25 protein-coding genes are annotated in these 24,627 nt (G+C 68.1%); 7 read left to right on the top strand and 18 right to left on the bottom strand.

Going from position 1 to position 24,627, the window contains the following annotated elements:
- The first annotated feature begins 7 nt into the window (after positions 1-7).
- The 6 genes from LK409_RS08265 (at position 8) to LK409_RS08240 (ending at position 6,538) form a co-directional block, all read left to right on the top strand.
- On the top strand, positions 8-985 hold the full coding sequence (locus LK409_RS08265; RefSeq protein WP_010928338.1) for a hypothetical protein: 978 nt from the start codon (positions 8-10) through the stop codon (positions 983-985).
- The gene (gene recJ, locus LK409_RS08260) at positions 967-2,667 is read left to right on the top strand and encodes a single-stranded-DNA-specific exonuclease RecJ (protein WP_033446709.1); all 1,701 of its coding nucleotides are present in this window, start codon (positions 967-969) and stop codon (positions 2,665-2,667) included. Before LK409_RS08265 ends, recJ begins: the two co-directional genes overlap by 19 nt.
- A 102-nt stretch (positions 2,668-2,769) precedes the next feature.
- Positions 2,770-3,874, top strand: a protein-coding gene (prfB, locus tag LK409_RS08255) for a peptide chain release factor 2 (protein WP_010928336.1) whose coding sequence is annotated in 2 segments (ribosomal slippage) — positions 2,770-2,850 and positions 2,852-3,874 — 1,104 coding nt in all. Because the reading frame shifts where the segments join, the coding sequence is not laid out codon by codon here.
- Positions 3,875-3,903: 29 nt separating this feature from the next.
- Complete coding sequence (locus LK409_RS08250) at positions 3,904-4,659, top strand: SDR family oxidoreductase (RefSeq protein ID WP_010926447.1); 756 nt, start codon at positions 3,904-3,906, stop codon at positions 4,657-4,659.
- A 6-nt stretch (positions 4,660-4,665) separates the two neighbouring features.
- Positions 4,666-6,186 (top strand): lysine--tRNA ligase, encoded by a 1,521-nt coding sequence (lysS, locus tag LK409_RS08245; RefSeq protein ID WP_010928335.1) that lies wholly within the window; start codon positions 4,666-4,668, stop codon positions 6,184-6,186.
- A 16-nt stretch (positions 6,187-6,202) separates the two neighbouring features.
- Positions 6,203-6,538 carry a hypothetical protein gene (locus LK409_RS08240; RefSeq protein ID WP_010926445.1) on the top strand — a complete coding sequence of 112 codons (336 nt, stop codon included), beginning with the start codon at positions 6,203-6,205 and terminating at the stop codon, positions 6,536-6,538.
- On the opposite strand, the gene LK409_RS08235 is transcribed toward LK409_RS08240, so the two are convergent.
- The 7 genes from LK409_RS08235 to LK409_RS08205 form a co-directional block, all read right to left on the bottom strand.
- Entirely contained in the window at positions 6,535-7,167 is a 633-nt protein-coding gene (locus LK409_RS08235) for a TetR/AcrR family transcriptional regulator (RefSeq protein ID WP_010928334.1), read from the bottom strand. The genes LK409_RS08240 and LK409_RS08235 overlap by 4 nt on opposite strands.
- Positions 7,168-7,245: 78 nt before the next feature.
- The gene (locus LK409_RS08230) at positions 7,246-9,111 is read right to left on the bottom strand and encodes an AMP-dependent synthetase/ligase (RefSeq protein ID WP_010926444.1); all 1,866 of its coding nucleotides are present in this window, start codon (positions 9,109-9,111) and stop codon (positions 7,246-7,248) included.
- Entirely contained in the window at positions 9,108-9,923 is an 816-nt protein-coding gene (locus LK409_RS08225) for an ABC transporter ATP-binding protein (RefSeq protein WP_010926443.1), read from the bottom strand. The genes LK409_RS08230 and LK409_RS08225 overlap by 4 nt, the downstream gene beginning before the upstream one ends.
- A gap of 7 nt (positions 9,924-9,930) precedes the next feature.
- Positions 9,931-11,109: an ABC transporter substrate-binding protein gene (locus LK409_RS08220; protein WP_010928333.1), complete on the bottom strand. Its 1,179-nt coding sequence runs from the start codon at positions 11,107-11,109 to the stop codon at positions 9,931-9,933.
- A 37-nt stretch (positions 11,110-11,146) separates the two neighbouring features.
- The gene (locus tag LK409_RS08215) at positions 11,147-12,184 is read right to left on the bottom strand and encodes a branched-chain amino acid ABC transporter permease (protein WP_010928332.1); all 1,038 of its coding nucleotides are present in this window, start codon (positions 12,182-12,184) and stop codon (positions 11,147-11,149) included.
- Between the two features lie 3 nt (positions 12,185-12,187).
- Complete coding sequence (locus tag LK409_RS08210; protein WP_010928331.1) at positions 12,188-13,066, bottom strand: branched-chain amino acid ABC transporter permease; 879 nt, start codon at positions 13,064-13,066, stop codon at positions 12,188-12,190.
- On the bottom strand, positions 13,066-13,890 hold the full coding sequence (locus LK409_RS08205) for an ABC transporter ATP-binding protein (protein WP_003816828.1): 825 nt from the start codon (positions 13,888-13,890) through the stop codon (positions 13,066-13,068). The genes LK409_RS08210 and LK409_RS08205 overlap by 1 nt, the downstream gene beginning before the upstream one ends.
- A gap of 269 nt (positions 13,891-14,159) precedes the next feature.
- Here LK409_RS08205 and LK409_RS08200 point away from each other — a divergent pair, with 269 nt between their 5' ends.
- On the top strand, positions 14,160-14,969 hold the full coding sequence (locus LK409_RS08200) for an enoyl-CoA hydratase/isomerase family protein (protein WP_010928330.1): 810 nt from the start codon (positions 14,160-14,162) through the stop codon (positions 14,967-14,969).
- 24 nt (positions 14,970-14,993) lie between these two features.
- Here LK409_RS08200 and LK409_RS08195 read toward each other — a convergent pair whose 3' ends face one another.
- From LK409_RS08195 to uvrB, 11 genes are all read right to left on the bottom strand, one after another.
- Positions 14,994-15,887, bottom strand: coding sequence for a methylglyoxal synthase (locus LK409_RS08195; RefSeq protein ID WP_010928329.1), 894 nt, complete (start codon positions 15,885-15,887; stop codon positions 14,994-14,996).
- Between the two features lie 126 nt (positions 15,888-16,013).
- Positions 16,014-16,208, bottom strand: coding sequence for a Fe-S cluster assembly protein IscX (gene iscX / locus LK409_RS08190; RefSeq protein WP_003812452.1), 195 nt, complete (start codon positions 16,206-16,208; stop codon positions 16,014-16,016).
- Entirely contained in the window at positions 16,208-16,549 is a 342-nt protein-coding gene (gene fdx / locus LK409_RS08185) for an ISC system 2Fe-2S type ferredoxin (RefSeq protein WP_003812453.1), read from the bottom strand. Before fdx ends, iscX begins: the two co-directional genes overlap by 1 nt.
- 9 nt (positions 16,550-16,558) lie before the next feature.
- Positions 16,559-18,421: a Fe-S protein assembly chaperone HscA gene (gene hscA / locus LK409_RS08180; RefSeq protein ID WP_010928328.1), complete on the bottom strand. Its 1,863-nt coding sequence runs from the start codon at positions 18,419-18,421 to the stop codon at positions 16,559-16,561.
- A 129-nt stretch (positions 18,422-18,550) separates the two neighbouring features.
- The gene (hscB, locus tag LK409_RS08175) at positions 18,551-19,063 is read right to left on the bottom strand and encodes a Fe-S protein assembly co-chaperone HscB (RefSeq protein WP_003816823.1); all 513 of its coding nucleotides are present in this window, start codon (positions 19,061-19,063) and stop codon (positions 18,551-18,553) included.
- 2 nt (positions 19,064-19,065) lie between these two features.
- Positions 19,066-19,389: an iron-sulfur cluster assembly protein IscA gene (iscA, locus tag LK409_RS08170; protein WP_003812458.1), complete on the bottom strand. Its 324-nt coding sequence runs from the start codon at positions 19,387-19,389 to the stop codon at positions 19,066-19,068.
- A gap of 1 nt (position 19,390) precedes the next feature.
- Positions 19,391-19,801: a Fe-S cluster assembly scaffold IscU gene (iscU, locus tag LK409_RS08165; RefSeq protein WP_003812460.1), complete on the bottom strand. Its 411-nt coding sequence runs from the start codon at positions 19,799-19,801 to the stop codon at positions 19,391-19,393.
- 33 nt (positions 19,802-19,834) lie between these two features.
- Positions 19,835-21,046 carry an IscS subfamily cysteine desulfurase gene (locus tag LK409_RS08160; protein ID WP_003812462.1) on the bottom strand — a complete coding sequence of 404 codons (1,212 nt, stop codon included), beginning with the start codon at positions 21,044-21,046 and terminating at the stop codon, positions 19,835-19,837.
- A gap of 17 nt (positions 21,047-21,063) precedes the next feature.
- Positions 21,064-21,576 (bottom strand): Fe-S cluster assembly transcriptional regulator IscR, encoded by a 513-nt coding sequence (gene iscR / locus LK409_RS08155; protein WP_003812463.1) that lies wholly within the window; start codon positions 21,574-21,576, stop codon positions 21,064-21,066.
- Positions 21,577-21,791: 215 nt separating this feature from the next.
- Entirely contained in the window at positions 21,792-22,283 is a 492-nt protein-coding gene (locus LK409_RS08150; RefSeq protein ID WP_041937183.1) for a low molecular weight protein-tyrosine-phosphatase, read from the bottom strand.
- A gap of 261 nt (positions 22,284-22,544) precedes the next feature.
- Positions 22,545-24,572, bottom strand: a complete 2,028-nt coding sequence (gene uvrB / locus LK409_RS08145; protein ID WP_010928326.1) for an excinuclease ABC subunit UvrB — start codon at positions 24,570-24,572, stop codon at positions 22,545-22,547.
- Positions 24,573-24,627: the final 55 nt, after the last annotated feature.

Below are 24,627 nucleotides of genomic sequence, written 5' to 3'. Positions count from 1 at the left end.
GCGCATTATGGCATTAACCGGCACGCGCACTACAATCGCCGCCATGCTCATCGTGATCCCCGGCGCCCTGCCCGCAGCCGCCGTCGCGCCGGAACTGGCGCGCCTGCTGCCGCAGCACGCCCCCACCCTGCACGGCTGGCTGCAGGCCGCATCGGCCCGCGTCCAGGCCTTCGACGCCGCGCGCCAGGGCTGCACCCCCTTCGAGGGCTGGCAGCTCGAACAGGCCGGCTACCAACCCCAGCCCGGCCTGCCGTTGGGCGCCGGCCTCGGCCCGCTGCGCGCCGCCGGCGGCACGCCCGGCCAGCCGGTCTGGCTGGCCGACCTGGCGCACCTGATGCTGGGGGCCGACCAGGCCGCCCTGCTCGACCCCGCCCTGCTCGACCTGCGCGCCGACGAAAGCGCGCAGTTGTTCGAGGCGGCCGCGCCGCTGTTTGCCGACAGCGGCTTCGGCGCCACGCCCATCGATGCGGCGCGCTGGCGCCTGACGCTGCCCGCCGGCATGGCGCCGCAAACGGCCAGTCCCGCGGCGGTGGCCGGCCAGCGGCTGCGCGCCTGGTGGACCCAGGACGTCGCCATGCGCCCGTGGCGCCGCCTGCTCAACGAAATCCAGATGGTCTGGTACGAGCATCCTGTCAATGAAGCGCGCGCCGCGCGCGGCGCCGCGCCGATCAACGCGCTGTGGCTGTATGGCGGCGCCACGCCGTGGCCGGCCGGCGCGCCGGCGCCGGCGCGAGTCTGCGACGAACTGGCCGCCGCCCAGCGCGCCGGCGACTGGGCCGCCTGGCTCGACGCGCTGGCCGTGCTGGACGCGGCGCAATTGGCGCCGCTGGCCGGCCCGCACGGCCGGCCGGTCCAGCCCTTGCAACTGCTGCTGCTGGGCGATGACCGCCGCGCCGCCCTCACCCTCAAACCACGCGCGGGGCTGGCCCGATGGCTGCCCGCGCCCAAGCACAACTGGAACGCCTGGTGGTCTCGCCCCGTCTGATTATCCGTACTGCCGATCTGCAAGCCTGCCAGCACCTCGAAGCGGCCGGCATCCACCCGCTGCTGTCGCGCCTGTGGGCGGCGCGCGGCGTCATCCACCCCGAGCAGACCCGCATGGCGTGGCCCGCGCTGCTGCCGCCCGACCGCCTGACCCACTCGGCCCACGCGGCCGCCGTGCTCGCCGACGCCATCGAGCAGGGCAAGCGCCTGCTCATCGTGGCCGACTACGACTGCGATGGCGCCACGGCCTGCGCGGTCGGCCTGCGCGCCCTGTCGGCCATGGGCGCCGACGTGGATTTCCTGGTTCCCAACCGCTTCGAGACCGGCTATGGCCTCTCGCCGGCGGTCGTCGAGCTGGCCTGCCGCCATCGGCGCGGCAAGCCCGACATCATCATCACGGTCGACAACGGCATCGCCAGCGTCGACGGCGTGGCCGCCGCCAACGCCGCCGGCATCGGCGTGGTCATCACCGACCACCACTTGCCCGGCGACACGCTGCCCGAGGCCCTGGCCATCGTCAATCCCAACCAGCCCGGCTGCGGTTTCGGCTCTAAGCACCTGGCCGGCGTCGGCGTCATCTTCTACATGATGCTGGCGCTGCGCGCCGAGCTGCGCCGCCGCGGCGTCTACGCGCCGGATGGCGGCCCGCGCCTGGATGCGCTGTCCGACCTGGTGGCCCTGGGCACGGTGGCCGACGTGGTCAAGCTGGACGCCAACAACCGGCTGCTGGTCACGCAGGGGCTGCAGCGCATGCGGGCCGGCCGCATGCAGCCCGGCGTGCGCGCCCTGTTCGCCGTGGCCGGGCGCGAGCCGCGCACCGCCAGCGGCTTCGACCTGGGCTTTGCCCTCGGTCCGCGCATCAACGCCGCCGGCCGGCTGGCCGACATGAGCCTGGGCATCGCCTGCCTGACCACCGACGACGAGGCGCAGGCGCTCGAAATGGCGCGCGAGCTCGACAACATCAACCGCGAACGCCGCACCATCGAAGCCGAGATGCGCGACCAGGCGCTGGCCGCCATGGAGGCGCCCGACGCCGCCGCCGGCGCCACGGTATGCGTATTCGACCCCGGCTGGCACCAGGGCGTGGTCGGCCTGGTGGCCTCGCGCCTGAAGGAGAAGTTCTGGCGCCCCACGCTGGCCTTCGCCCCGGCCGGCGAGGACGAGCTGCGCGGCTCGGGCCGCTCGATCCCCGACGTGCATTTGCGCGACGCGCTCGACCTGGTGTCCAAGCGCCACCCGGGCCTGATACGCAAGTTCGGCGGCCACGCCATGGCCGCCGGCCTGACCCTGGGCAGCGGCGATTTCGCCGCCTTCGCCCCGGCCTTCGACGCCGCGGTGCGCGAGCTCACCGGGCGCGACCGCTTCGAGCCGCTGCTCGAAACCGACGGCTCGCTCGAAAGCGGCTACGCCAATGCCGAAGTGGCCGGCCTGCTGCAGCAGCAGGTCTGGGGCGCGGGGTTCGCCGCCCCGCTGTTCCTGGACGAATTCACCGTGCGCAGCCAGCGCCTGGTGGGCGGCAAGCACCTGAAGCTGGCGCTCGAGCGCGGCCACCAGCGCTTCGACGCCATCTGGTTCGGCCACGACCAGTCCCTGCCCGAGCGCATCCAGGCCGCCTACCGGCTGGAGCAGAACATCTGGAATGGCATGGTGTCGGTACAGCTGGTCATCGAGCACGCCGCCTGAGGGCCGCCGCCCTTCTGTTACAAACTGCCCCGGCCGGCCGGGGCGGCGCCCGCCATCCACGCTAAAATAGGCGGTTTCGCCAAATAGCCATCAGGATCAATCATGGAAGCCGAACGTCAGAACCAGCTCGTCGCCCGACTCGAAGACTACGCGGAGCGCGAACAGGCTCTACGGAGGTATCTTTGACTACGATGCCAAATCGGAACGCCTGCAAGTCGTAAACGCCGAGCTCGAAGACCCGGCCATCTGGAACGACCCCAAGCACGCCCAGGACCTGGGCCGTGAAAAGAAATCCCTCGAAGACGTCGTCGAGACCCTGACCGAATTGGGCAGCGGCCTGGCCGACTCGTGCGAGCTCGTCGAACTGGCGCTGGCCGATAGCGACGACGCCACGCTGGAAGCCATCGAGCACGATGTCGACCGCTTCCAGGAAAAGCTGGAAACGCTCGAATTCCGCCGCATGTTCGCCAACCCGGCCGATCCGCTGAACTGCTTCGTCGACATCCAGGCGGGCGCCGGCGGCACCGAAGCGCAGGACTGGGCCTCGATGCTGCTGCGCCAGTACCTCAAGTACGCCGAGCGCAAGGGCTTCAAAGCCGAAATCCTCGAAGAATCCGAGGGCGACGTCGCCGGCCTGAAGTCGGCCACCATCAAGATCGAAGGCGAGTACGCATTCGGCTACCTGCGCACCGAAACCGGCGTGCACCGCCTGGTGCGCAAGAGCCCGTTCGACTCCTCGGGCGGCCGCCACACCTCGTTTGCCAGCGTATTCGTCTACCCCGAGGTCGACGAGTCCTTCGAGGTCGAGGTCAACCCGGCCGACCTGCGCATCGACACCTACCGCGCCAGCGGCGCGGGCGGCCAGCACATCAACAAGACCGACTCCGCCGTGCGCATCACGCACGCGCCATCGGGTATCGTGGTGCAGTGCCAGAACGACCGCTCGCAGCATCGCAACCGGGCCGAGGCGATGCAGATGCTCAAATCCAAGCTGTACGAGCTGGAAATGCGCAACCGCATGACCGAGCAGCAGAAGCTGGAAGATTCCAAGACCGACGTGGGCTGGGGCCACCAGATCCGCTCGTACGTGCTGGACCAGAGCCGCATCAAGGACCTGCGCACCAACGTGGAAATTTCCAATACCCAGAAAGTGCTCGACGGCGACCTGGACCCGTTCATCCAGGCCAGCCTCAAGCAAGGCGTGTAAGCCGCGCCCCTGCCCTGGAGGTTCCCCGCATGACCGATACCGTAGCCATCCTGACCGGCGCATCCCGAGGCCTGGGCGCCGCCCTGGCGCGCGGCCTGCTCGCGCCGGGCACGCGCCTGATCACGCTTGCCCGGCGCGCCGATCCCGACCTGGAGGCCGCCGCCCGGACGCGCGGCGCGAGCCTGGAACAGGTGCAGGTCGACCTGTCCGATCCGGCCGCGGCCGGGGCCGCCGCCAAGCGCCTGTGCGCCGCGCTGCCGCGCGATGCGCGCCGCTACCTGCTCATCAACAATGCGGGCACCGTCAGCCCGGTGGCGCAGGCCGCCGGCCTGACCGACGGCGCGGCCATCGCCGGCGCGCTCAATCTCAACGTCACGGCCGTCGTCCTGCTGACCGCCCGCTTCGTGGCGGCCTTGCAGGGCCTGCCGGCCGACCGCCGGGTGCTCAACATTTCCTCGGGCGCCGGCCGCAACCCGAACGCGGGCTGGGGCGTCTATTGCGCCGCCAAGGCCGCGCTCGACATGTACAGCCGCGTGCTCAAGCAGGAGCAAGGCCAGGACGGCGTGCGCGTGGTCGCGCTAGCGCCCGGCATCGTCGACACCGACATGCAGGGCGCCATCCGCGCCAGCGACCCGGCCGATTTCCCCGCCCTGGAACGCTTCAGGGAATTCCACGCCACCGGCAAGCTGTCCGCGCCCGCCGACGTGGCTGCCCGCATTCTCGCCTACCTGGATCGCGACGATTTCGGAACCACCGAAATCGACGACATCCGCAACTACCAGTAATCCACCATGACCGACCAATCGCCCGCCCCGACCGCCCAGGATGAAAACCGCTTGATCGCCGAACGGCGCGCCAAGCTGGCCAGACTGCGTGAAACCGGCGTTGCGTTCCCCAACGATTTCGTGCCCGATGCGCACGCCGCCGACCTGCACGCCAGGTACGACGGCCTGGACCAGGAGGCGCTGACGGCCGCGGCGGTCACGGTCAAGGTGGCCGGCCGCATGATGCTCAAGCGCGTCATGGGCAAGGCCAGCTTCGCCACGCTGCAGGACGGCAGCGGCCGCATCCAGATCTACCTCGAGCGCGGCACGCTCGGCGAAGAGGCCTACGCCGCTTTCAAGCAATGGGACATCGGCGACATCATCGCCATCGAGGGGCCGGTCTTTAAGACCAACAAGGGCGAGCTGTCGGTGCACGCCAACTCGGCGCGCCTGCTGTCGAAGTCGCTGCGTCCGCTGCCCGACAAGTTCCATGGCGTGGCCGACCAGGAGCTGCGCTACCGCCAGCGCTACGTCGACCTCATCATGACCGACGCCACCCGCCGCACCTTCGAGGCGCGCAGCAAGGCCGTCGGCGGCATCCGCCAGGCCATGCTCAATGCGGGCTTTTTCGAAGTCGAGACGCCGATGCTGCACCCGATTCCCGGTGGCGCGGCGGCCAAGCCCTTCGTGACCCACCACAATGCGCTGGACATGCAGATGTTCCTGCGCATCGCGCCCGAGCTTTACCTCAAGCGCCTGATCGTCGGCGGCTTCGAGCGCGTGTTCGAAATCAACCGCAACTTCCGCAACGAGGGGGTGAGCCCGCGCCACAACCCCGAGTTCACCATGATGGAGTTCTACGCCGCGTACGCCGACTATCGCTGGCTGATGGACTTCACCGAGGACCTGATCCGCCAGGCCGCGATCGCGGCCACCGGCAGCGCCGTGCTCAGCTACCAGGACCGCGAGCTGGACCTGTCCCAGCCGTTCGACCACCTGACGATCTGCGAAGCCATCCTGAAGTACGCCGAGGGCTATACCCAGGCGCAGCTCGACGACCCCGCGTTCGTGCGCGCCGAGCTCAGGAAACTGGGAGCCAACGTCGAGGGTCCGCCGCTGGCGCGCGCCGGCCTGGGCGCGCTGCAACTGGCGCTGTTCGAGGAAACCGCCGAAGCCAGGCTGTGGCGCCCCACCTACATCATCGACTACCCGGTCGAGGTCTCGCCCCTGGCGCGCGCCTCGGACACCCGCGACGGCATTACCGAGCGCTTCGAACTGTTCATCACCGGACGCGAAATCGCCAACGGCTTCTCCGAGCTCAACGACCCTGAAGACCAGGCCGAGCGTTTCCGCGCCCAGGTCGAGGCCAAGGACGCCGGCGACGAAGAAGCCATGTACTTCGACGCCGACTACATCCGCGCGCTCGAATACGGCATGCCCCCCACCGGCGGCTGCGGCATCGGCATCGACCGCCTGGTCATGCTGCTGACCGACAGCCCCAGCATCCGCGACGTCATCCTCTTCCCGCACCTGCGCCGGGAAGACTGACCCGCGCCGGCCCGCCATGCTTGCCAAGATCATCCTGCTTGCCGCGTGCGTGGCGGCGCTGGCCTACCTCCTGCTGTCCCGGCGCGCGCGTCCCGCCGCCGCGCCGCGGCCGCTGCGCGCGCTGCCGGCCGGCCGCCGGCGCATGCCCCTGTACCTCGGCGTCGCCGCGGTGCTGGCCCTGGCCGGCGCACTGCTCAGCGCTTTCCTGTTGGTGACCGCCATGGCAGGCGGCAGCGGCGGCGGCTATCGCGGCCAGGCCGATTTCCTGCAACCGGTCGCCATCGTGCTGCTGGCCATCGGCGTGGTCTGCGCCATCGCGGCGCTGGTGTCGTTCTTCCGCCAGCGCGGCTAGTCCCGCAGCGGCCACGCCCCGGTGCCGGGCGGCAAGCCGGGCAGCGCCGCGCGCAGCATGGCCTCGATGAAATCGCCAGGTTCCAGCCGCCCCTGCGGCCTGTACCATTGCACGGTCAGGTTCAACCCGCCCAACAGGTAGCGCTTGATGACGCGCGCATCGCCGTCGACCAGCCCGGCGCGCAACGCATCGTCCACCGCGTCCTGCCACATGTCCTCGTAGCGATCGCTCAACGCCTTGACCCCGCCGCGAGCGGCCGGCGACAGGCTGCGCCACTCGTACACCAGCGCGTTCATGGCGTCGCCCCCGGCCCCCTTGAGCATGCTCCACATGTGCACCCGGAACAGCGCCGCCAGGCGCGCCCCGGGGTCCTGGTAGTGCGCCAGCGCCAGCGCGCCCTGCTCCAGCACTTCCTCGATGCCCTCCGACATCACCGCCACCAGGATCTCCTCCTTGCTGCGGAAATGGTGGAACAGGCTGCCCGATTGCAGGCCAACCGCGCGCGCCAGCTCGCGCACCGTCGTACGCTCATAGCCGTGCAGCCGGAACAGCTCGCCGGCGGTGGCGATCACGTCGGCGCGTCGCGGCGATCCGGCCGCCTCTTCGGTCCCGCGGGAGCTGGCGTGCATGGGCCCCGCTCCTTCAGGCGCTGGATACGCAACACCGGACCGCGCCGGTACGCACCGCCACCTGCCTGCCTGTCTCGCTCATGCCGCCTCCTCCTGCCGGTACAGCGCCTCGATCTCGCTGCGGTAAGCCTGCGCGATGCTGGCGCGCCGCACTTTCATGGTCGCGGTCACCTCGCCGTCGTCATGGTCCAGCTCTTTCACCAGCAGGTGGAAGCGCTTGACCCGCGCCACCTGGGCCAGTGCGGCGTTGGCGCGCTCGACTTCGCCGTGCACCAGCTGGCGTACGCGCGGATGCTCGGCCAGCGAGCGAAAATGCGTATAGGCAATGCCGTTGAGTTCAGCCCATTTGGCCACGGTGTCGTACTCGATCTGGATCAGCGCGGCGACATAGCGCCGCTGGTCGCCGATGGCGATGCACTCCTTCACGTACGGGCTGCCCTTGACCGCATTCTCGATCTCGGAGGGCGTCAGGTTCTTGCCGCCCGCGGTGATCATGATGTCCTTGAGCCGATCCACGATGCGGTACTGGCCGTCCTCCAGCGCCACCACGTCGCCGGTGTGCAGCCAGCCGTCGCGCACCGTATCCGCGCTGGCCTGCGGGTTCCTGTAGTAGCCGTGGAACACCATCTCGCCGCGCACCAGCAATTCGCCCTGCTCGCCCACCCGCGCCTGCACGCCCAGGGTGGGCTCGCCCACCGTGCCCACGCGCACGCGGTCGGGATGCTGGCCGAAGATCATGCCGGTGGACTCGGTCAACCCGTACACCTCGATCAGGGGGATGCCCAGCGTGCGGAAGTAGCGCAGCACTTCCGGCGGAATCGGCGCCGCGCCGGTCATGGCCACCTTGACCCGCCGCAGCCCCACGAAGTTGTGCAACGCGCGCAGGATCAGCGCGTAATGCCAGCCATACACCAGCCGTTCGCGCCAGCCGTAGCGGGCGCGCGACAGCTCCAGGAACGGCGCGCAGCCGCGCAGCGCGCGCGCATACAGCCAGCGGCGCAAGCGCCCCGACTCCTGCATCTTGATCGAGATGGCCGCATGCAGTTTTTCCCAGATGCGCGGCACGCCCAGGAACACCGTGGGCGCCACTTCGCGCAAATCCTCCTGCACCGTGCGGATGGACTCGCCGAAATTGACCTGCGAGCCCAGGTAGACGGGCACGAAGGTCGACAGCATCTGTTCGGCCACGTGGCACAGCGGCAGGTACGACAGATGCACGCTGCCCGCGTCCATGTCCAGGCGGTCCGCGATGCCCGGCGCCACCCCGCGCATATTGCGATAGCTGATCATGGCGCCCTTGGGCTTGCCGGTCGAGCCCGACGTATAGATCATCAGCCCGACGTCATCGAGCGTCTGCGCATCCAGCGCCTGCTCCAGGCGCGCCTGCTCGGCCGCGCCGCATTGCGCGCCGCGCGCCTCCAGCTCGGCGAAACTGATCATGCGCGCGCGCTCGGCCTCGGCGTGGTTGCGCAGGCCCTTGGTTTCCATCACGACGATGCGCCGCAGCCCGGGCAGGCGCGCCGCGACCTCCAGCACCTTGTCGGTCTGCTCCTGGTCCTCGCACACCACCATGTCGACCTCGGCGTGCTCCAGCACGTAGCCCACCTCGGCGGCCGGGCTGGTGCAATACACGCCGACCGGCACCGCGCCCAGCACGCCCGCGCCCATCTGGGCCAGCAGCCACTCGAGCCGGTTCTCGGCAATGATGGCCACCTTGCCGCCCGGCTCCAGGCCGGCCGCGCGCAACCCCAGCGCCACCTGGCAGGCGCGCCGCCAGTACGTGGCCCAGTCGATCGGCTGCCAGATGCCGTAGTCCTTCTGGCGCAGCGCGATGCGCGCCGGCTGGCGCCGCGCCTGCTCGCGCAGCATCTGCGGCAGGGTCAGGGCGGGCCAATCGCCCCGTGGCGGGCCTTCGGCGCGTGGGTGCATGCTCGCGCGCGTCATGACAGCCAGCGCTTGCGGCGCTTGTAGTGCTTGAGCTGGCGAAAGCCGCGCGCCTCGCCGCCGCCGCCCACGCCCAGATAGAACTCCCGCACATCGGGGTCGCCGGCCAGCCGCTCGGCGCTGCCGTCTATCACCACCTTGCCGGTCTCCATGATGTAACCGTAGTGCGCCACCGCCAGCGCGACCGAGGCGTTCTGCTCCACCAGCAGCATCGAGACGCCCTGCTCGGCATTGATGCGCGCGATGATCGAGAAAATGCTCTCGACCAGCATGGGCGACAGGCCCAGCGACGGCTCGTCCAGCAGCATCAGGCTGGGCTGGGCGATCAGCGCCCGGCCTATCGCCAGCATCTGCTGCTCGCCGCCCGACAGATAGCCCGCCAGCCCGCGGCGCCGCTCGTACAGCCGCGGGAAGTAGCCATACACCAGATCGAAATCGGGGCGCGCGCCGGCGCGCCCGCTCAGCGCGTAGGTGGCCGCCACCAGGTTCTCCTCCACGGTCAGGTCCTCGAACACCCGCCGCCCTTCCATCACGTGCGCCAGCCCCGCGCGCACCAGCGCCTGCGGCGCGCGCCCGGCCGTGTCGCTGCCCTGGAAGCGGATGGCGCCGCTGACCAGCGCGCCATCCTCCAGCTCCAGCAGGCGCGACACCGCCTTCAGCGTGGTGGACTTGCCGGCGCCGTTGCTGCCCAGCAAGGCCACGATGCCGCCGCGCGGCACCTCCAGCGACAGGCCCCGCAGCACCTGCACGGCCTTGTTGTAGACCACTTCGATGTTGTTGATGGCCAGCACCGGCGCGGCGGATGTCGTCACGGCCGCCTCAATCCAGCACGATCCAATCCGAGACCGGCAGCATCTTCTTCTGCTTGGCGTCGGCGCGGTAGATGCGGCCCACCGGAATCGAATTGCCCTTGATCGAGATCGGCACCCCGATCAGCCCGCCGGTGTCGAAGTCCTTGATGGCGTCGAGCGTGGCCTTCATGTTTGCCGCCGTCAGCGGCTTGTCGGCCGCCAGCGTGCGCTTGGCCGTCTCGGCGAACAGCATGGCCGCCAGGAAGCCCTGCATGTAGCCGGTGCTCTGGTAATCCGGGCGCATGGCGCGGATCTTCTTGAGCATCGGCGCGTCGGCGGCGTCATCGTAGTAGTAGCGATAGGGCATCACGCCCATGAAGCCGTCCGCGTCCTCGCCCATCTGCATGACCGTGGAGTTGTCCATGGTCCAGAAGGTGCCCATGTAGCGCGTCTTCAGGCCCATGCGCTTGCCCTGGCCGACGAACTCCGGAATCGGCGCCAGGACATAGCCATGGAAAATGGTGTAGTCCGGCGCGGCGCGGCGCAGCTTGATCACCTCGGTCGACACATCGACGCTGCCCGGCGGCGTCATGATCTCGGTGACCACCTTCAGCCCCAGCTTCTCGGCCACCGCGCGCGAACTGGTGATCGGATCGCGCCCGAACTCGGTATCGGAATACACGAACGCCACCTTGGCGCCCGGCTGCTCCTTGGCGATATAGCGCAGCAGGATGCCGAACATCTCGGTGTAGTCCGGGCCCAGCATGAACTGGTTGGGGTATTTCGCGGGGTCGTTCAGCGACGTGGCGAACGACGCCCCCGTCATGATCATGGTGCCGGCACGGTTCAGCTCGGCGTTGATGGTCTTGGAGAAGCCGGTCGAATCGCCGTAGTAGAAATTGACCTTGTTCTGGCTGGTGATCTTCTTGAACGCCGCCACCGAGGCATCGACCTTGTACGCCGTGTCCTCGGGCACGTACACCAGCTTGCGGCCTGCCACGCCGCCCTCTTCGTTGACCATCTTCACATAATCGCCGATGCCGGCATGGATGCCCTGTCCGGCGAAGGCGAACACGCCGCTCAAGGGGATCGAGCCGCCGATCACCAGATCCTCGGCCGCCTGGGCCACGGGCGCGGCCAGCACTGCCGCCGCCGCCAACGGCGCCAGCCATTTCGCCAGACCGCCGCGTATCGAAGATTGCCTCATGGTTGGTCTCCTGGTGTAGTCACTCGCCGGCCACGTCTCAGGTGCGAAACGGCCATAGGTGGAAAAAACGCCGCACGCGCCGCCATATCTCGGCCAGCCCCAGCGGTTCGAAAATCAGAAAGCCCACGATCAGCGCCCCGAACACGATGGTGCGCACCGGCGAAAGCAGGCCGAGCGCGTCGTCGCCTACCGGCAGCCATCCCACCACCAGCTTGAGGAACTCGGGCACCATGGTCATGAAGACCGCGCCCAGGATGGCGCCCAGGATCGAGCCCATGCCGCCGACGATGATGGCGGCCAGGAAGAAGATCGACATGATCAGCGGGAAGCTCTCGGGCGTGACCACGCGGAAGAAATACGCCCACAGGCCGCCGGCCACGCCGGCATAGAACGACGACAGGCCGAACGACAGCAGCTTGTAGCGCAGCAGGTCGATGCCCAGCACTTCGGCCGAGATATCGCGATCGCGTATCGCGATGAAGGCGCGGCCGATGCGGGTACGGAACAGGTTGGCCGCGCCCAGCACCATCAGCACGGTGATGGGCACGATCAGCCAATAGATCTTGAAGGAGGTGTCCAGGTCGACGCCCAGCAGGCGCGCCGGCGGCACCTGCAGGCCGGCCGTGCCGCCGGTCAGCGGCAGATTGGCGAACAGGAAATGGGCGATGAACGACGCGGCGATGGTGACGATCGCCAGGTACAGCCCCTTGACGCGCAGCGAAGGCACGCCCACCACCAGCCCGCCCAGCATGACCACCGCGCCGGCGGCCAGCAGGTTCAGCAAGGCCGGCGTGCCCACGTGCACCTCGAGCACCGCCACCGTGTAGGCGCCCAGGCCCATGAAAGCCGCCTGCCCCAGGCTGACCAGCCCGGTATAGCCGGTCAGGATGTTCAGCCCGGTGGCGCTGGCCACATGGATCGCCACCAGGCAGGCCAGGTACAGCCAATAGGCATTGGCCAGGAAGGGAAACAGCGCCAGGGCGGCCAGCAGCAGCGCCAGCCACACGCGCTGCGTGGCCGTGTCGAACAGCGCCTCGTCGGCCTGGTAGGTCTGCTTGGCGGTCGCGATGCGCATGGGTCAGAGCCTCTCGATTTCGCGGGTTCCGAACAACCCATACGGCCGCGCCATCAGCGTCGCCACCAGCACCACGAACGTCACCAGCAGCTTGTACTCCCCGCCCAGGTAGGCGCCGGCCCAGGCCTCCACCAGGCCGATGAAAAGGCCGCCCAGCAGCGCGCCCGCGACGCTGTCCAGGCCGCCCACGATCACCACGACCAGCACCGACAGGCCGAACGCGCCCATGGACGAGGAAATGCCGCCGATCGCGCCGACGATCAGGCCGGCCACCGCGGCCATGGCGCCGGCCGCCGCCCAGGCCAGCGAGAACACGCGCGGCACGTTGATGCCCATGGCGTAGGCGGCGCCCTGGTCGGCCGCCGTGGCGCGCAGCGCCACGCCGCCGCGCCAGTAGCGAAACACCAGCAGCACCAGCGCCGCCAGCCCCACCGCCACCCAGAACCCGTAGAACACCTTGGACGCGACGAAGGCCTCGCCGATCATGACCGGATCGCGCGGCATGAACTCGGGCAGGCGGCGCTGGTCGGCCGTCCATACCAGTTCGACTACTCCCACCAGGATGGACGCCAGCCCCACCGTGATCATGAACACCGAGATCGGCGACTCGCCCAGCATCGGGCGGATCGCCACCCGCTCGACCAGCGCACCCAGCAATGCCGAGGCCAGGATGGCGCCGCCGATCGCGGCCCACACCGGCCATTGCATGTCGGCGGCGAACGCGTAGAATGCATACGCGCCCATCATCAGGAACTCGCCGATGGCGATGTTGACCACCCGCGTGGCCTTGTAGACGATCACGAAAGCCAGCGCCGCCAGCGCATACAGCGCGCCGCCGCCCAGGCCGGCCAGCGTCACCTCCAGGAAGAACAGGGCGTCCATCAGGCCGCCTGCGCCGCCAGGCGGCGCCGCAGCTCGCCCACCTCGCCCGCGCCCAGGTAAGCCTTGATCACTTCGGGATCGGCCTGCACCTGCGCCGGCGTGCCGTCGGCGATCACCTGGCCGAAGTTCAGCACCACGACATGATCGGACAGGTCCATCACCATGCCCATGTCGTGCTCCACCATGAGCACGGTCACGCCCCATTCGGCGCGCGCATCCAGGATGAAGCGCGCCATATCCTCGGTCTCCTCGCGGTTCATGCCCGCCACCGGCTCGTCCAGCATCAGGATGCGCGGCTGCATCGCCAGCGCGCGCGCCAGCTCGACGCGCTTTTGCAGGCCATACGACAGCGCCGCCACGGGTGCATGGCGGATATGGTCGATCTCCAGGAAGTCGATGATGCGCGTCTCGATATCGGCGCGCAGCGCCATTTCCTCGCGCCGCGCCCGGCCCAGGTACAGCAGCGCGTCCAGCACGTTGCTGCGCAGGTGCGCATGCCGGCCCAGCTTGATGTTGTCCAGCACCGTCATGCCGCGAAACAGCGCGATGTTCTGGAAGCTGCGCGCCAGGCCCAGGCGGGCGCGCCGCGGCGCCGGCAGGCGCGTGATGTCCTGGCCCAGGAAGTGGATGCTGCCCGCGTCGGGCGTGTAGAAGCCGGAGATCGTGTTGAACAGCGACGTCTTGCCCGCGCCATTGGGGCCGATCACCGTCGTGATGGAGCCGGGGCTCACCGCGAAGCCCACGCCGGTCAGCGCCTTGATCCCGCCGAAAGCCAGCGTCACCCCATCGACCCGCAGCAATGGGTCTTGCTCTGACTGCGCCACCTGCCGTCTCCTCGCGTCTATTGCGACGTGTTCTGGGTCTGACAGCGGATTGGCCCGATCCTTGCCTGCTTGCGCGCCAATCCTGCCGGAATGCGTTCGTGCAGCCTGGTCATACGTGCAGCGAGTACTGCGAGCAGCCTGTTCACACCGGCCCGCGGTGCGTTACGCTAGCCGGGTCGATCCCCCAACCGAGCAAGCGCTTGGTTCGCAACATAGCATCGCGGTTTTTGAATCAAGAATTGGTATTTACCCCATACGGAGACCGAACCATGTCCGCCGCCGACCAGCCGCCGCGCTATGGCACCCTGACCTTGCAGACCGATGGCGCGCTCGCCATCCTTACCCTGGACCGCCCCGCCGCGCTCAATGCCATCGACATCGCCATGGCGCGCGACCTGCAGGCCGCGGCCCGCTGGCTGCAAGGCCGCGCGGCGCTACGCGTGGTGCTGCTGCGCGGCGCCGGCAAGGTCTTTTGCGCCGGCGGCGACATCGCCCTGTTCCAGGGCCCGCCCGAGGACATCCGCGCCAGCCTGCGGGCGCTGTTCACGCCGCTCAACGATTGCGTGGCGCGCATCGCCGCCATGGACCAGCTGTGGCTGGCCGATGTGCACGGCGTGGCCGCCGGCGCGGGCCTGTCCCTGGCGCTGGCCTGCGACCTGGCGATCGCCGCCGACGACGCGCGGCTGGTCACGGCCTACCTGAAACTGGGCGCCACGCCCGATGCCGGCATGACCCATGCGCTGGCCCATCTGCTGGGCCGCCGCCGCGCGCTGGCGCTGCTGCTGCGCGCCGAACCCATCGACGCCGCGCAGGCGCTGCAGTGGGGACTGGTCGATCGCGTGGCGCCGGCGGCCGAGCGAGCCGACCAGGCGCTGGCCTATGCGCGCGAACTGGCCGCCCATGCGCCGCACGGCGTGGCTGCAGCCAAGCGCCTGCTGCGCCAGGCGCCTGCCACATCGCTGGAACAGCAGCTCGAGGATGAAGCCGCCGCCTTCCTGGCGGCGGCCGGACGCGCCGACTTCGCCGAAGGCGCGCAGGCCTTCCTGGCCAAACGCCCGCCCCGCTTCACCGGCGCCTGAGGCGGCCCGGGCGCCGCGCGCGACCTAGGCGCGGCCGGCCTGCCGGCGCTGTACCGCCTGGGCCCAGCGGCGCGCCACCGACGGCGAGGTAGCGCAGGTGGCCGAGGCGGTCACCACGCGCACGGCCCGCTCCAGCAACTGGATGTCGGCCTCGTGCTGGCGCGCCACGTGCGGGTCCTCGAAGAAGATCACGCGCTGGCACTGATGCTCCAGCACCAGTTCGGCGATCTGCGCGTCGCCGCCCAAGGGCCCGCTCAGGTAGCGGTGTACCCACGGGCGATCCTTGGGCCAGCCGCGCGACCAGGCCAGGTCATTGAGCAGGCCGCCGGTCGTGCCCGTGGCCACGCGCCGCGCGAACTGCGACAGCAGATCGAAATGCTCGGCGGCAAAGGCCACCATCTCTTCCTTGAGCGCATCGTGGGAAATCAAGGCCAGGGTCTGGCCGGTGAAATCGAACAGCCGCGCCGCGGTGGCGTCCGGCGCCAGGCCGGCCAGCACCCGCTCGACCTCGATCCACTCGATGGCGCCCGCCAGCGTCGAGATGAACGGCCGGCCGTGCGTGATGCACTGGCGCTTGAGCGCCAGCGCCTCGGGAAAGATCGACGACGGATCCACCGGGTCGATCAGGTAGATGGCGCCGTCGAACGGCGCATCGCCATCGCGGCCCTCGGTCACGCGCGCCACCAGCTTCATCAGGCCGCCCTCGCGCCCGTACGGATAGCGCACCAGTCCGCTATAGCCCTGCAGCATGTCCTCGCGCACGATGGCATCGTGGGTGCGGCCCACCGTATGCAACTGGATGCCCATCTCGCGGATCGTGGCCGAGCAGGCGCGCAGCCAGGTAAACAGGGCCGCGTCAGGCGTTTCGTGGTGCAGGCGATTGGCGGCAAGGCCGAAGCGCAGGGAAGCAGTCGTCATGGAGCGATCGGTTCGGTTGAAAGCGGAATGCCAGGACCGATGATACCCCGGCCGCGCGGCCCCGAAACGGCAAGGGCCCCGTCGATGACGGGGCCCTTGCCCGGGTGCCGCGCCGGCCGCGGCGACTCAGTCCATTTCCTCGATCCAGGCCATCTGGATGGCCTCGAGGATCTTCTCGCCGCAATGCGCGGGATCATCGGCGAAACCCGGCAGGCCCAGCACCCATTCGCGCAACTGGGTGAAGCGCACGGTCTGCGGGTCCGCGTCGGGATGCGTATCGGCCAGGGCGGCCGCAATCTCGTAGATGTCGGTCCACTTCATCAGTGCTGCTCCTTGGCGTGGTTGATCGTGTACTTCGGGATTTCCACGGTCAGGTCTTCCTCGCCGATCAGCGCCTGGCACGACAGGCGCGACGTCGACGTCAGGCCCCAGGCCTTGTCCAGCAGGTCTTCCTCGTCGTCGGTCGCATCTTCGAGCGAATTGAACCCCTGGCGCACGACCACGTGGCAGGTGGTGCAGGCACAGGACAGCTCGCAGGCGTGTTCGATTTCGATATGGTTATCCAGCATCACCCGGCAGATCGACACGCCCTTGGGCGCGTCCTCGATGACGGCGCCCTCCGGGCAGACGTCGGGGTGAGGCAATACAGTCAGTTTCGGCATGGTGTCCAGTCAGGCGAGTTCATCGAGTTTACGGCCGGCCAGCGCGGCGCGGATGCTGCGGTCCATGCGCCGCGCGGCGAATTCTTCTGTCGCATCCGACAGCGCCTGCACCGCGGCCCGAACGGCTTCGACGTCGTCGAGCGACTGCGCCTGCGCCGCCGCCTGCAGGCGCTGGTCCACGGTGGCGCGTTCGGCCGGATCCAGCAGGTCGCCATCGGCGGCCAGGGCCGCGCCCACCGATTCCACCAGCTGGCGCGCCTCGACCTGCTGCTCGCGCAGCATGCGCGCGCGTGCATCGCTGTCGGCCTGGGTCACGCTATCGGCCAGCATGCGGGCAATCTCGTCATCGGACAGGCCGTACGAGGGCTTGACCGCTACCGCCGCCTCGACCCCGGTGCTCTGCTCACGCGCCGTCACGCTCAACAGGCCATCGGCGTCGACCTGGAAGGTGACGCGGATGCGCGCCGCGCCCGCCACCATGGGCGGAATGCCGCGCAGCTCGAAGCGCGCCAGCGAGCGGCAATCGGACACCAGGTCGCGCTCGCCCTGCACCACATGCACGCTCATGGCGGTCTGGCCATCCTTGAAGGTGGTGAACTCCTGCGCGCGCGCCACGGGGATGGTGCTGTTGCGCGGGATGATGCGCTCGACCAGCCCGCCCATGGTTTCCAGGCCCAGCGACAGCGGGATGACATCCAGCAGCAGCCAGTCCTCGCCCGGCGGGCGGTTGCCCGCCAGCAGGTTGGCCTGCAGGGCGGCGCCCAGCGCCACCACCTGGTCGGGGTCCAGGTTGGTCAGCGGCTCGGTGCCGAACAGCGCGCCGACCTGCTGGCGCACCACCGGCATGCGGGTCGCCCCGCCCACCATCACCACGCCGCGCACGTCGCCGACCGCCAGTCCGGCATCGCGCAGCGCGCGCCGCGCGCTCTCCAGCGTGCGTCCGACCAGCGGCTCGGCCAGCTGCTCGAACTGCGCGCGGGTCAGCGTCGCCTGGATGGCGCGACCGTCGCGCAGCGTCACCTCGAACGGCGCCTGCGCCTGGTCGGTCAGCGCCTCGCGCGCGGCGCGAGCGGCCACCAGCAAGGCGCGCCGGTCGGCCACGGGCAATGCCGCCACGTCCTCGCCGGCGCAGGCATGGGCCACGATGGCGCTGTCGAAATCGTCCCCGCCCAGCGCCGTATCGCCACCCGTGGCAATCACTTCGAACACGCCCTGGGTCAGGCGCAGAATGGAAATATCGAACGTGCCGCCGCCCAGGTCATACACCGCGTAAATGCCTTCGGCGGCCTGGTCCAGCCCATAGGCGATGGCCGCCGCGGTCGGCTCGTTGAGCAGGCGCAGCACATTCAGGCCGGCCAGCCGCGCGGCATCGCGCGTGGCCTGGCGCTGCGCGTCGTCGAAATACGCCGGCACGGTGATCACCGCGCCCACCAGGTCGTCGCCCAGCACGTCTTCCGCGCGCTGGCGCAGCACCGCCAGGATCTGCGCCGAGACCTCGACCGGACTGAGATCGCCCTGGACCGTGCGCAGGCGCACCATGCCGGGCGCGTCGACGAACTCGTACGGCGCGCCACTGGCCAGGGCGTCGGCCGCGCTGCGGCCCATGAAGCGCTTGACCGAAACGATGGTGTTCAGCGGATCGCGCGCCTGCTCCAGCAGGGCCTCGCGGCCGATTCGCACCGCGCCGCCGTCCAGGTAGCGCACGGCCGACGGCAGCAGGACCTGCCCTTGCGCGTCGGCCAGCACTTCGGGCACGCTGCTGCGCACCGCGGCCACCAGCGAATTGGTCGTGCCCAGGTCTATACCCACGGCCAGCTTGCGCTGGTGCGGGGCGGGCGAATCGCCCGGCTCGGAAATCTGCAATAAAGCCATGTTGTGCTTGAGAATCTCTGGTGCCTGGCGATGCCGGACGCGGCACCGCACAAGCGGGTCATCGGTTGCCGCGCATCGGGCCGGCCGCCGCCGCGTGGACGCGCCACGCGCCGCCGCCCCGAGCCAGGGCTATTGCATGGGTTGCGCCGCGCTCAGCTCCTGCGCCAGTTTTTCCACGAACATCCATTCGCGCACCTTGGTGCCGGCCTGCTGGTAGTCGCCGCGCTCGTCGATCAGCTCCGACAGCGTCTGCTGCATCCGCAGCCGCGCCTGTTCCAGCTCGGCGCGCAGGGCCGCGAAAGCGGCCGGATCGCGGCGCGCATCGTCGAGCATTTCGCGCCATTCCATCTGCTGCATCAGGAAAGCCGGATCCATCGCCGTATTGCTTTCGGTCTGCAGGTCCACGCCCGCCTGCTCGCACAGGTAGCGGGCGCGCAGCATGGGGTCGCGCAACTGCCGGTAGGCCTCGTTGGCGCGCGCCGCCCACTGCATGGCGACCCGGCGCTCGGCGGCACTGGCCGTGGCATAACGATCAGGATGCACGCGCGCCGCCACGGCGCGCCAGGCCTGTTCGAGCTGGACCGGATCCAACGCAAACCGGGCCGGCAAGCCGAACAGGCTGAAATGGTCGTCTGCCGCCAAGACTACACCGTGAACGACTCGCCGCAGCCGCAGGTCGCCTTCTCGTTGGGGTTGCTGAACCTGAACCCTTCGTTCAGGCCCTCGCGCGCGTAGTCCAGCTCGGTGCCGTCCAGGTACGCCAGGCTCTTGGGGTCGATGAAAACCTTGACCCCGAAGCTGTCGAACACCACGTCGTCAGCAGCCTGCTCGTCGACGTACTCCAGCTTGTAGGCCATGCCCGAGCAGCCGGTCGTGCGCACGCCCAGACGCAGCCCGATGCCCTTGCCGCGCTTTTGCAGGTAGCGGCCGACGTGGTTGGCGGCCGATTGAGTCAGCGTAACCGCCATGTCAGTTCGCCGCGACGGCCTCGGGCGTCTCGGCCCCGTGCTTGGTCTTGTAGTCCTGCACGGCAGCCTTGATCGCGTCCTCGGCGAGGATCGAGCAGTGGATCTTCACGGGCGGCAGGGCCAGCTCTTCGGCGATCTGGGTGTTGCGGATGTTCATCGCCTCGTCCAGCGTCTTGCCCTTGACCCACTCCGTCACCAGCGAGCTGGAGGCGATCGCGGAGCCGCAGCCGTAGGTCTTGAAGCGCGCGTCCTCGATGACGCCGGCCTCGTTGACCTTGATCTGCAGCTTCATCACGTCGCCACAGGCGGGCGCGCCGACCATGCCGGTGCCGACCGAGTCGTCACCCTTGTCGAACGAGCCGACGTTGCGGGGGTTTTCGTAGTGATCCAGAACTTTGCTGCTGTAAGCCATGATGTTTCTCCACTATTTGGTCGGCGCGGGCGCTCAGTGCGCGGCCCACTGCACGGAATTCAGATCAATGCCTTCCTGGGCCATTTCCCACAACGGCGACATATCGCGCAGCTTGCCGACACGACTCTTGATCAGTTCGATCGTGAAGTCGATTTCCTGTTCGGTCGTGAAGCGGCCCAGGGTGAAGCGGATGGAGCTGTGCGCCAGCTCGTCGTTGCGGCCCAGCGCGCGCAGCACATAGGACGGCTCCAGGCTGGCCGACGTGCAGGCCGAACCGCTGGAGACGGCCAGCTCCTTGATCGCCATGATCAGGGACTCGCCCTCGACATAGTTGAAGCTGATGTTCAGGTTGTGCGGCACGCGGTGCTCCATGCTGCCGTTCACATACACTTCCTCGATCTGCGTCAGGCCGGCCAGCAGGCGGTCGCGCAGCATGCGCACGCGCTCGTTCTCGGTGCCCATTTCCTCGCGCGCCAGGCGGAACGCCTCGCCCATGCCGACGATCTGGTGCGTGGCCAGCGTGCCCGAGCGGAAGCCCCGCTCGTGGCCGCCGCCGTGCATCTGCGCCTCGATGCGCACGCGCGGCTTGCGCCGCACATACAGCGCGCCGATGCCCTTGGGGCCGTACGTCTTGTGCGCCGAGAACGACATCAGGTCCACCTTCAGCTTCTGCAGGTCGATCTCGACCTTGCCGGTGGCCTGGGCCGCGTCCACGTGGAAGATGATGCCCTTCTCGCGGCAGATCTCGCCCAGCGCGGCGATGTCCTGGATGACGCCGATCTCGTTGTTGACCATCATCACCGACACCAGGATGGTATCCGGACGCAGCGCGGCCTTGAACGCATCGAGGCTGAGCAGACCATCGTCCTGGACATCCAGGTAGGTCACTTCAAAGCCCTGGCGTTCGAGCTCCCGACAGGTATCCAGCACCGCCTTGTGTTCGGTCTTGACGGTAATGATGTGCTTGCCGCGCTCGGCATAGAAATTCGCCGCGCCCTTGATGGCCAGGTTGTCCGACTCGGTGGCGCCGGAAGTCCAGACGATCTCGCGCGGATCGGCGTTGACCAGCTTGGCGACTTCCTCGCGAGCCTTCTCGACCGCGTCCTCGGCTTCCCAGCCAAAGGCGTGGCTGCGCGAGGCCGGATTGCCGAAACTCTCGTACAACCAGGGAATCATTTTCTCGACCACGCGCGGGTCGACCGGCGTGGTAGCCGAGTAGTCCAGGTAGATGGGGCGATTGCTCATGTTGTACTGCTCCTAACTTATGCGGTGGCGTTGGCGGCGACGGGCGTCGACCGGTTCACGCGCACGGCCGAACAGCCCTGCGCCTGGTTGGCCGCTTCCTGCAACTGGCGCACGCGCTGCTGATCGACGAGATCCTGCAGCGAGACCGAGTCCAGGTAGTCGACCATCTTGCGATTCAGCGTGGTCCACAGTTCGTGGGTCATGCACTTGCCCGGCTTGCCGTCGTTGCCGCTGGTGCAGTCGCGCTTGCCGCCACAGCTGGTGGCGTCCAGGGGTTCGTCGACCGCGAAAATGATGTCGGCTACCGTGACATTGCGCGCCAGGCGCGCCAGCGAGTAGCCGCCGCCGGGCCCGCGCACGCTGTCGACCAGCTCGTGGCGGCGCAACTTGCCGAACAGCTGTTCGAGGTAGGAGAGCGAGATATTCTGGCGCTGGCTGATCGCCGCGAGAGTGACCGGGCCGCTATGCTGCCGCATCGCCAAATCGATCATGGCCGTCACGGCGAAACGCCCTTTGGTAGTTAACCGCATGGTGTGTTTCCTGTGAATCCGGAAGAAAACCCGACGCATCGGGCGCTGGACTGGGCATCAATACCCGAGTAATTGGGTCAAGTATAGCAAATTCCCGAGTAAAACGCTAAGTATCTCGGTCAGAAAAAACCGCGCAGTCGCGCGGTTTTCTCATTTTGGGGTACGGACCCATTGCAGATCCCCCCACTTGCCCCAGCGCCGCGGACGGCGACGGATCAGGCCGCCTGGTATTGCGTGGCGCGCTTGCGCACCAGTTCCAGCACACCCTGACAGGCGTCTTCCAGATAGTCGAGCACCTTGCCGAAATCCTCGGGGCCGCCATAATAGGGGTCGGGCACCGTGGCTTCCTCGAACTCGTTGGCAAACCGCATCAGCAGCATCAGCTTGTGCTGATAGGCCTTGGGGCACTGCTGCTGCAGGGCAGCCAGGTTGTCCCAATCCATGGCCAGGATCAGGTCGAATTCGCGGAAATCGTCCGCCGTCACCTGACGCGCTTCGCAGTGCGTGAGATCGTAGCCGCGCTTGCGGGCGGCGGCCTGGGCCCGGGCGTCAGGCGCCTCGCCAATGTGGAAGGCATGCGTGCCCGCGGAATCGACCCGCACGACATCGCCCATCCCGGCATCATTCACCAGATGGCGGAACACACCTTCTGCGCTCGGCGAGCGACAGATATTGCCCATGCAAACGAAAAGTACCTTGGTCATCATGGGTGTAAGTGTGCGGGAAAACCCGGAATATAGCAAGTATTTTTTGCAGTTTCACCATTCCGGAGCAGTGCCACGGAAAAATAATTTTTCCCTTTTAAATCATGAAATTAATTTGATTTTCAAGAAAATACATGAAATTTTATAGTGCCTTTTCGCGACGAGTATGTAACGCTTTTGCCGCTATGCCGCAAGAACGCGCCAGCCTGTTTGTAACGCACGAATTTTCTCCACTAATTTCCGTCTTTCTCACGTTTAACCAGACTAACCTACACCATCAAGCAGCAACCGACTCTTGAGAGCGTTGAGCGCATCGCGTGCCGCGGCGGCTTGCTCGAATTCCAGGTTGCGGGCGTGATCCATCATCAGCTTTTCCAGGCGCCGGATCTCGCGCGCCATGGCCTTTTCGTCGGTCAGCACCTCGGCGGGCACGGCGGATTCCAGCGCGTCATGGCCGGCCGGCGCCACCACCCCGTCGATCAGTTCGCGCACGGCCTTGCTGACCCCGCGCGCGGTGATGCCGTGGTCGGTGTTGTGCTGGATCTGCTTGGCCCTGCGCCGCTCGGTCTCGTCGATGGCACGCCGCATCGAGTCGGTTATGCGGTCGGCGTAGAGAATGGCCCGGCCATTCAGGTTGCGGGCGGCCCGGCCTATCGTCTGTATCAGGCTGCGCTCGGATCGCAGGAAGCCTTCCTTGTCGGCATCCAGGATGGCCACCAGCGACACTTCGGGGATATCCAGGCCCTCGCGCAGCAGGCTGATGCCCACCAGCACGTCGAAGACGCCCAGCCGCAGGTCGCGGATGATTTCCACCCGTTCGACGGTATCGATGTCCGAATGCAGGTACCGCACCCGCACCCCGTGCTCGGACAGGAAATCGGTCAGGTCCTCGGCCATGCGCTTGGTCAACGTCGTGACCAGCACGCGCTCCTGCAGCGCCGCCCGCTTGTGGATCTCGCCCAGCAGGTCGTCGACCTGGGTGTGCGCCGGACGCACCTCGACGATCGGATCGACCAGCCCGGTCGGCCGCACCACCTGCTCGACCACGTTATCGGCGTGCTCCTGCTCGTAGGCGGCCGGCGTGGCCGACACGAACACGCACTGGCGCATGCGCGCCTCGAACTCCTCCAGGCGCAGGGGCCGGTTGTCCAGCGCCGACGGCAGCCGGAAGCCATACTGCACCAGGGTTTCCTTGCGCGAACGGTCGCCACGGTACATGCCGCCGAGCTGCCCGATGGTGACGTGGCTTTCGTCGATGAACATCAGCGCGTCGGCCGGCAGGTAATCGATCAGGGTGGGCGGCGGCTCGCCCGGCGCCGCGCCGGACAAGTGCCGCGAATAGTTCTCGATGCCCTTGCAAAAGCCCAGCTCCTGCAGCATTTCCAGATCGAAGCGGGTGCGCTGCTCGAGCCGCTGCGCCTCCACCAGCTTGCCGTCGGCGATCAGCTGGGCCAGCCGCTCGCGCAGCTCTTCCTTGATGGTTTCGATCGCGCGCAGCACGGTTTCGCGCGGCGTCACGTAGTGCGAGCCCGGGTATACCGTAAAGCGCGGCAGCTTCTGCCTCACGCGCCCGGTCAGGGGGTCGAACAGCTCCAGCGACTCGATTTCGTCGTCGAACAGCGTCAGGCGCAGCGCGAGCTCCGGGCTTTCCGCCGGGAAGATGTCGATGGTCTCACCGCGTACCCGGAATACGCCGCGCGTGAAGTCCGCGTCGTTGCGGGTGTACTGCATCGCCACCAACCGCGCCAGCACCTCGCGCCGGGAAATCCGGTCGCCGGTGCGCAGGATCAGGACCATGGCATGGTAGTCGCCCGGATTGCCGATACCGTAGATGCACGAGACGGTGCCCACGATGACCGTATCGCGGCGCTCCAGCAGGCTCTTGGTGGCCGACAGGCGCATCTGCTCGATGTGCTCGTTGATCGACGAATCCTTCTCGATGAAGAGGTCGCGGGTCGGCACGTAGGCTTCGGGCTGGTAATAGTCGTAGTACGACACGAAATACTCCACCGCGTTGCGGGGGAAGAATTCGCGCATTTCGGCGTACAGCTGGGCGGCCAGGGTCTTGTTGGGCGCAAGCACCAGGGCCGGACGGCCCAGGCGGGCGATCATGTTGGCCATGGTGTAGGTCTTGCCCGAGCCCGTCACGCCCAGCAGCGTCTGAAACATCAGGCCGTCCGAGACGCCCTCGGTCAACGCGTCGATCGCTCCCGGCTGGTCGCCCGCGGGAGGGTACGGCTGATAGAGGTGAAACGGGCTATCGGGGAATTCGACGAATCCAGGAGCGGTCATGATAGACTGTCTCTCAGGGTAAACCCCCCCATTATCCACAGCCCTTCCTACCGCG

Origin of the sequence: Bordetella parapertussis, from assembly GCF_020735925.1 — a bacterium.
In the GTDB taxonomy this organism is placed as follows: domain Bacteria; phylum Pseudomonadota; class Gammaproteobacteria; order Burkholderiales; family Burkholderiaceae_B; genus Bordetella; species Bordetella pertussis.
This window is presented reverse-complemented; position numbering and strand designations above follow the sequence as displayed.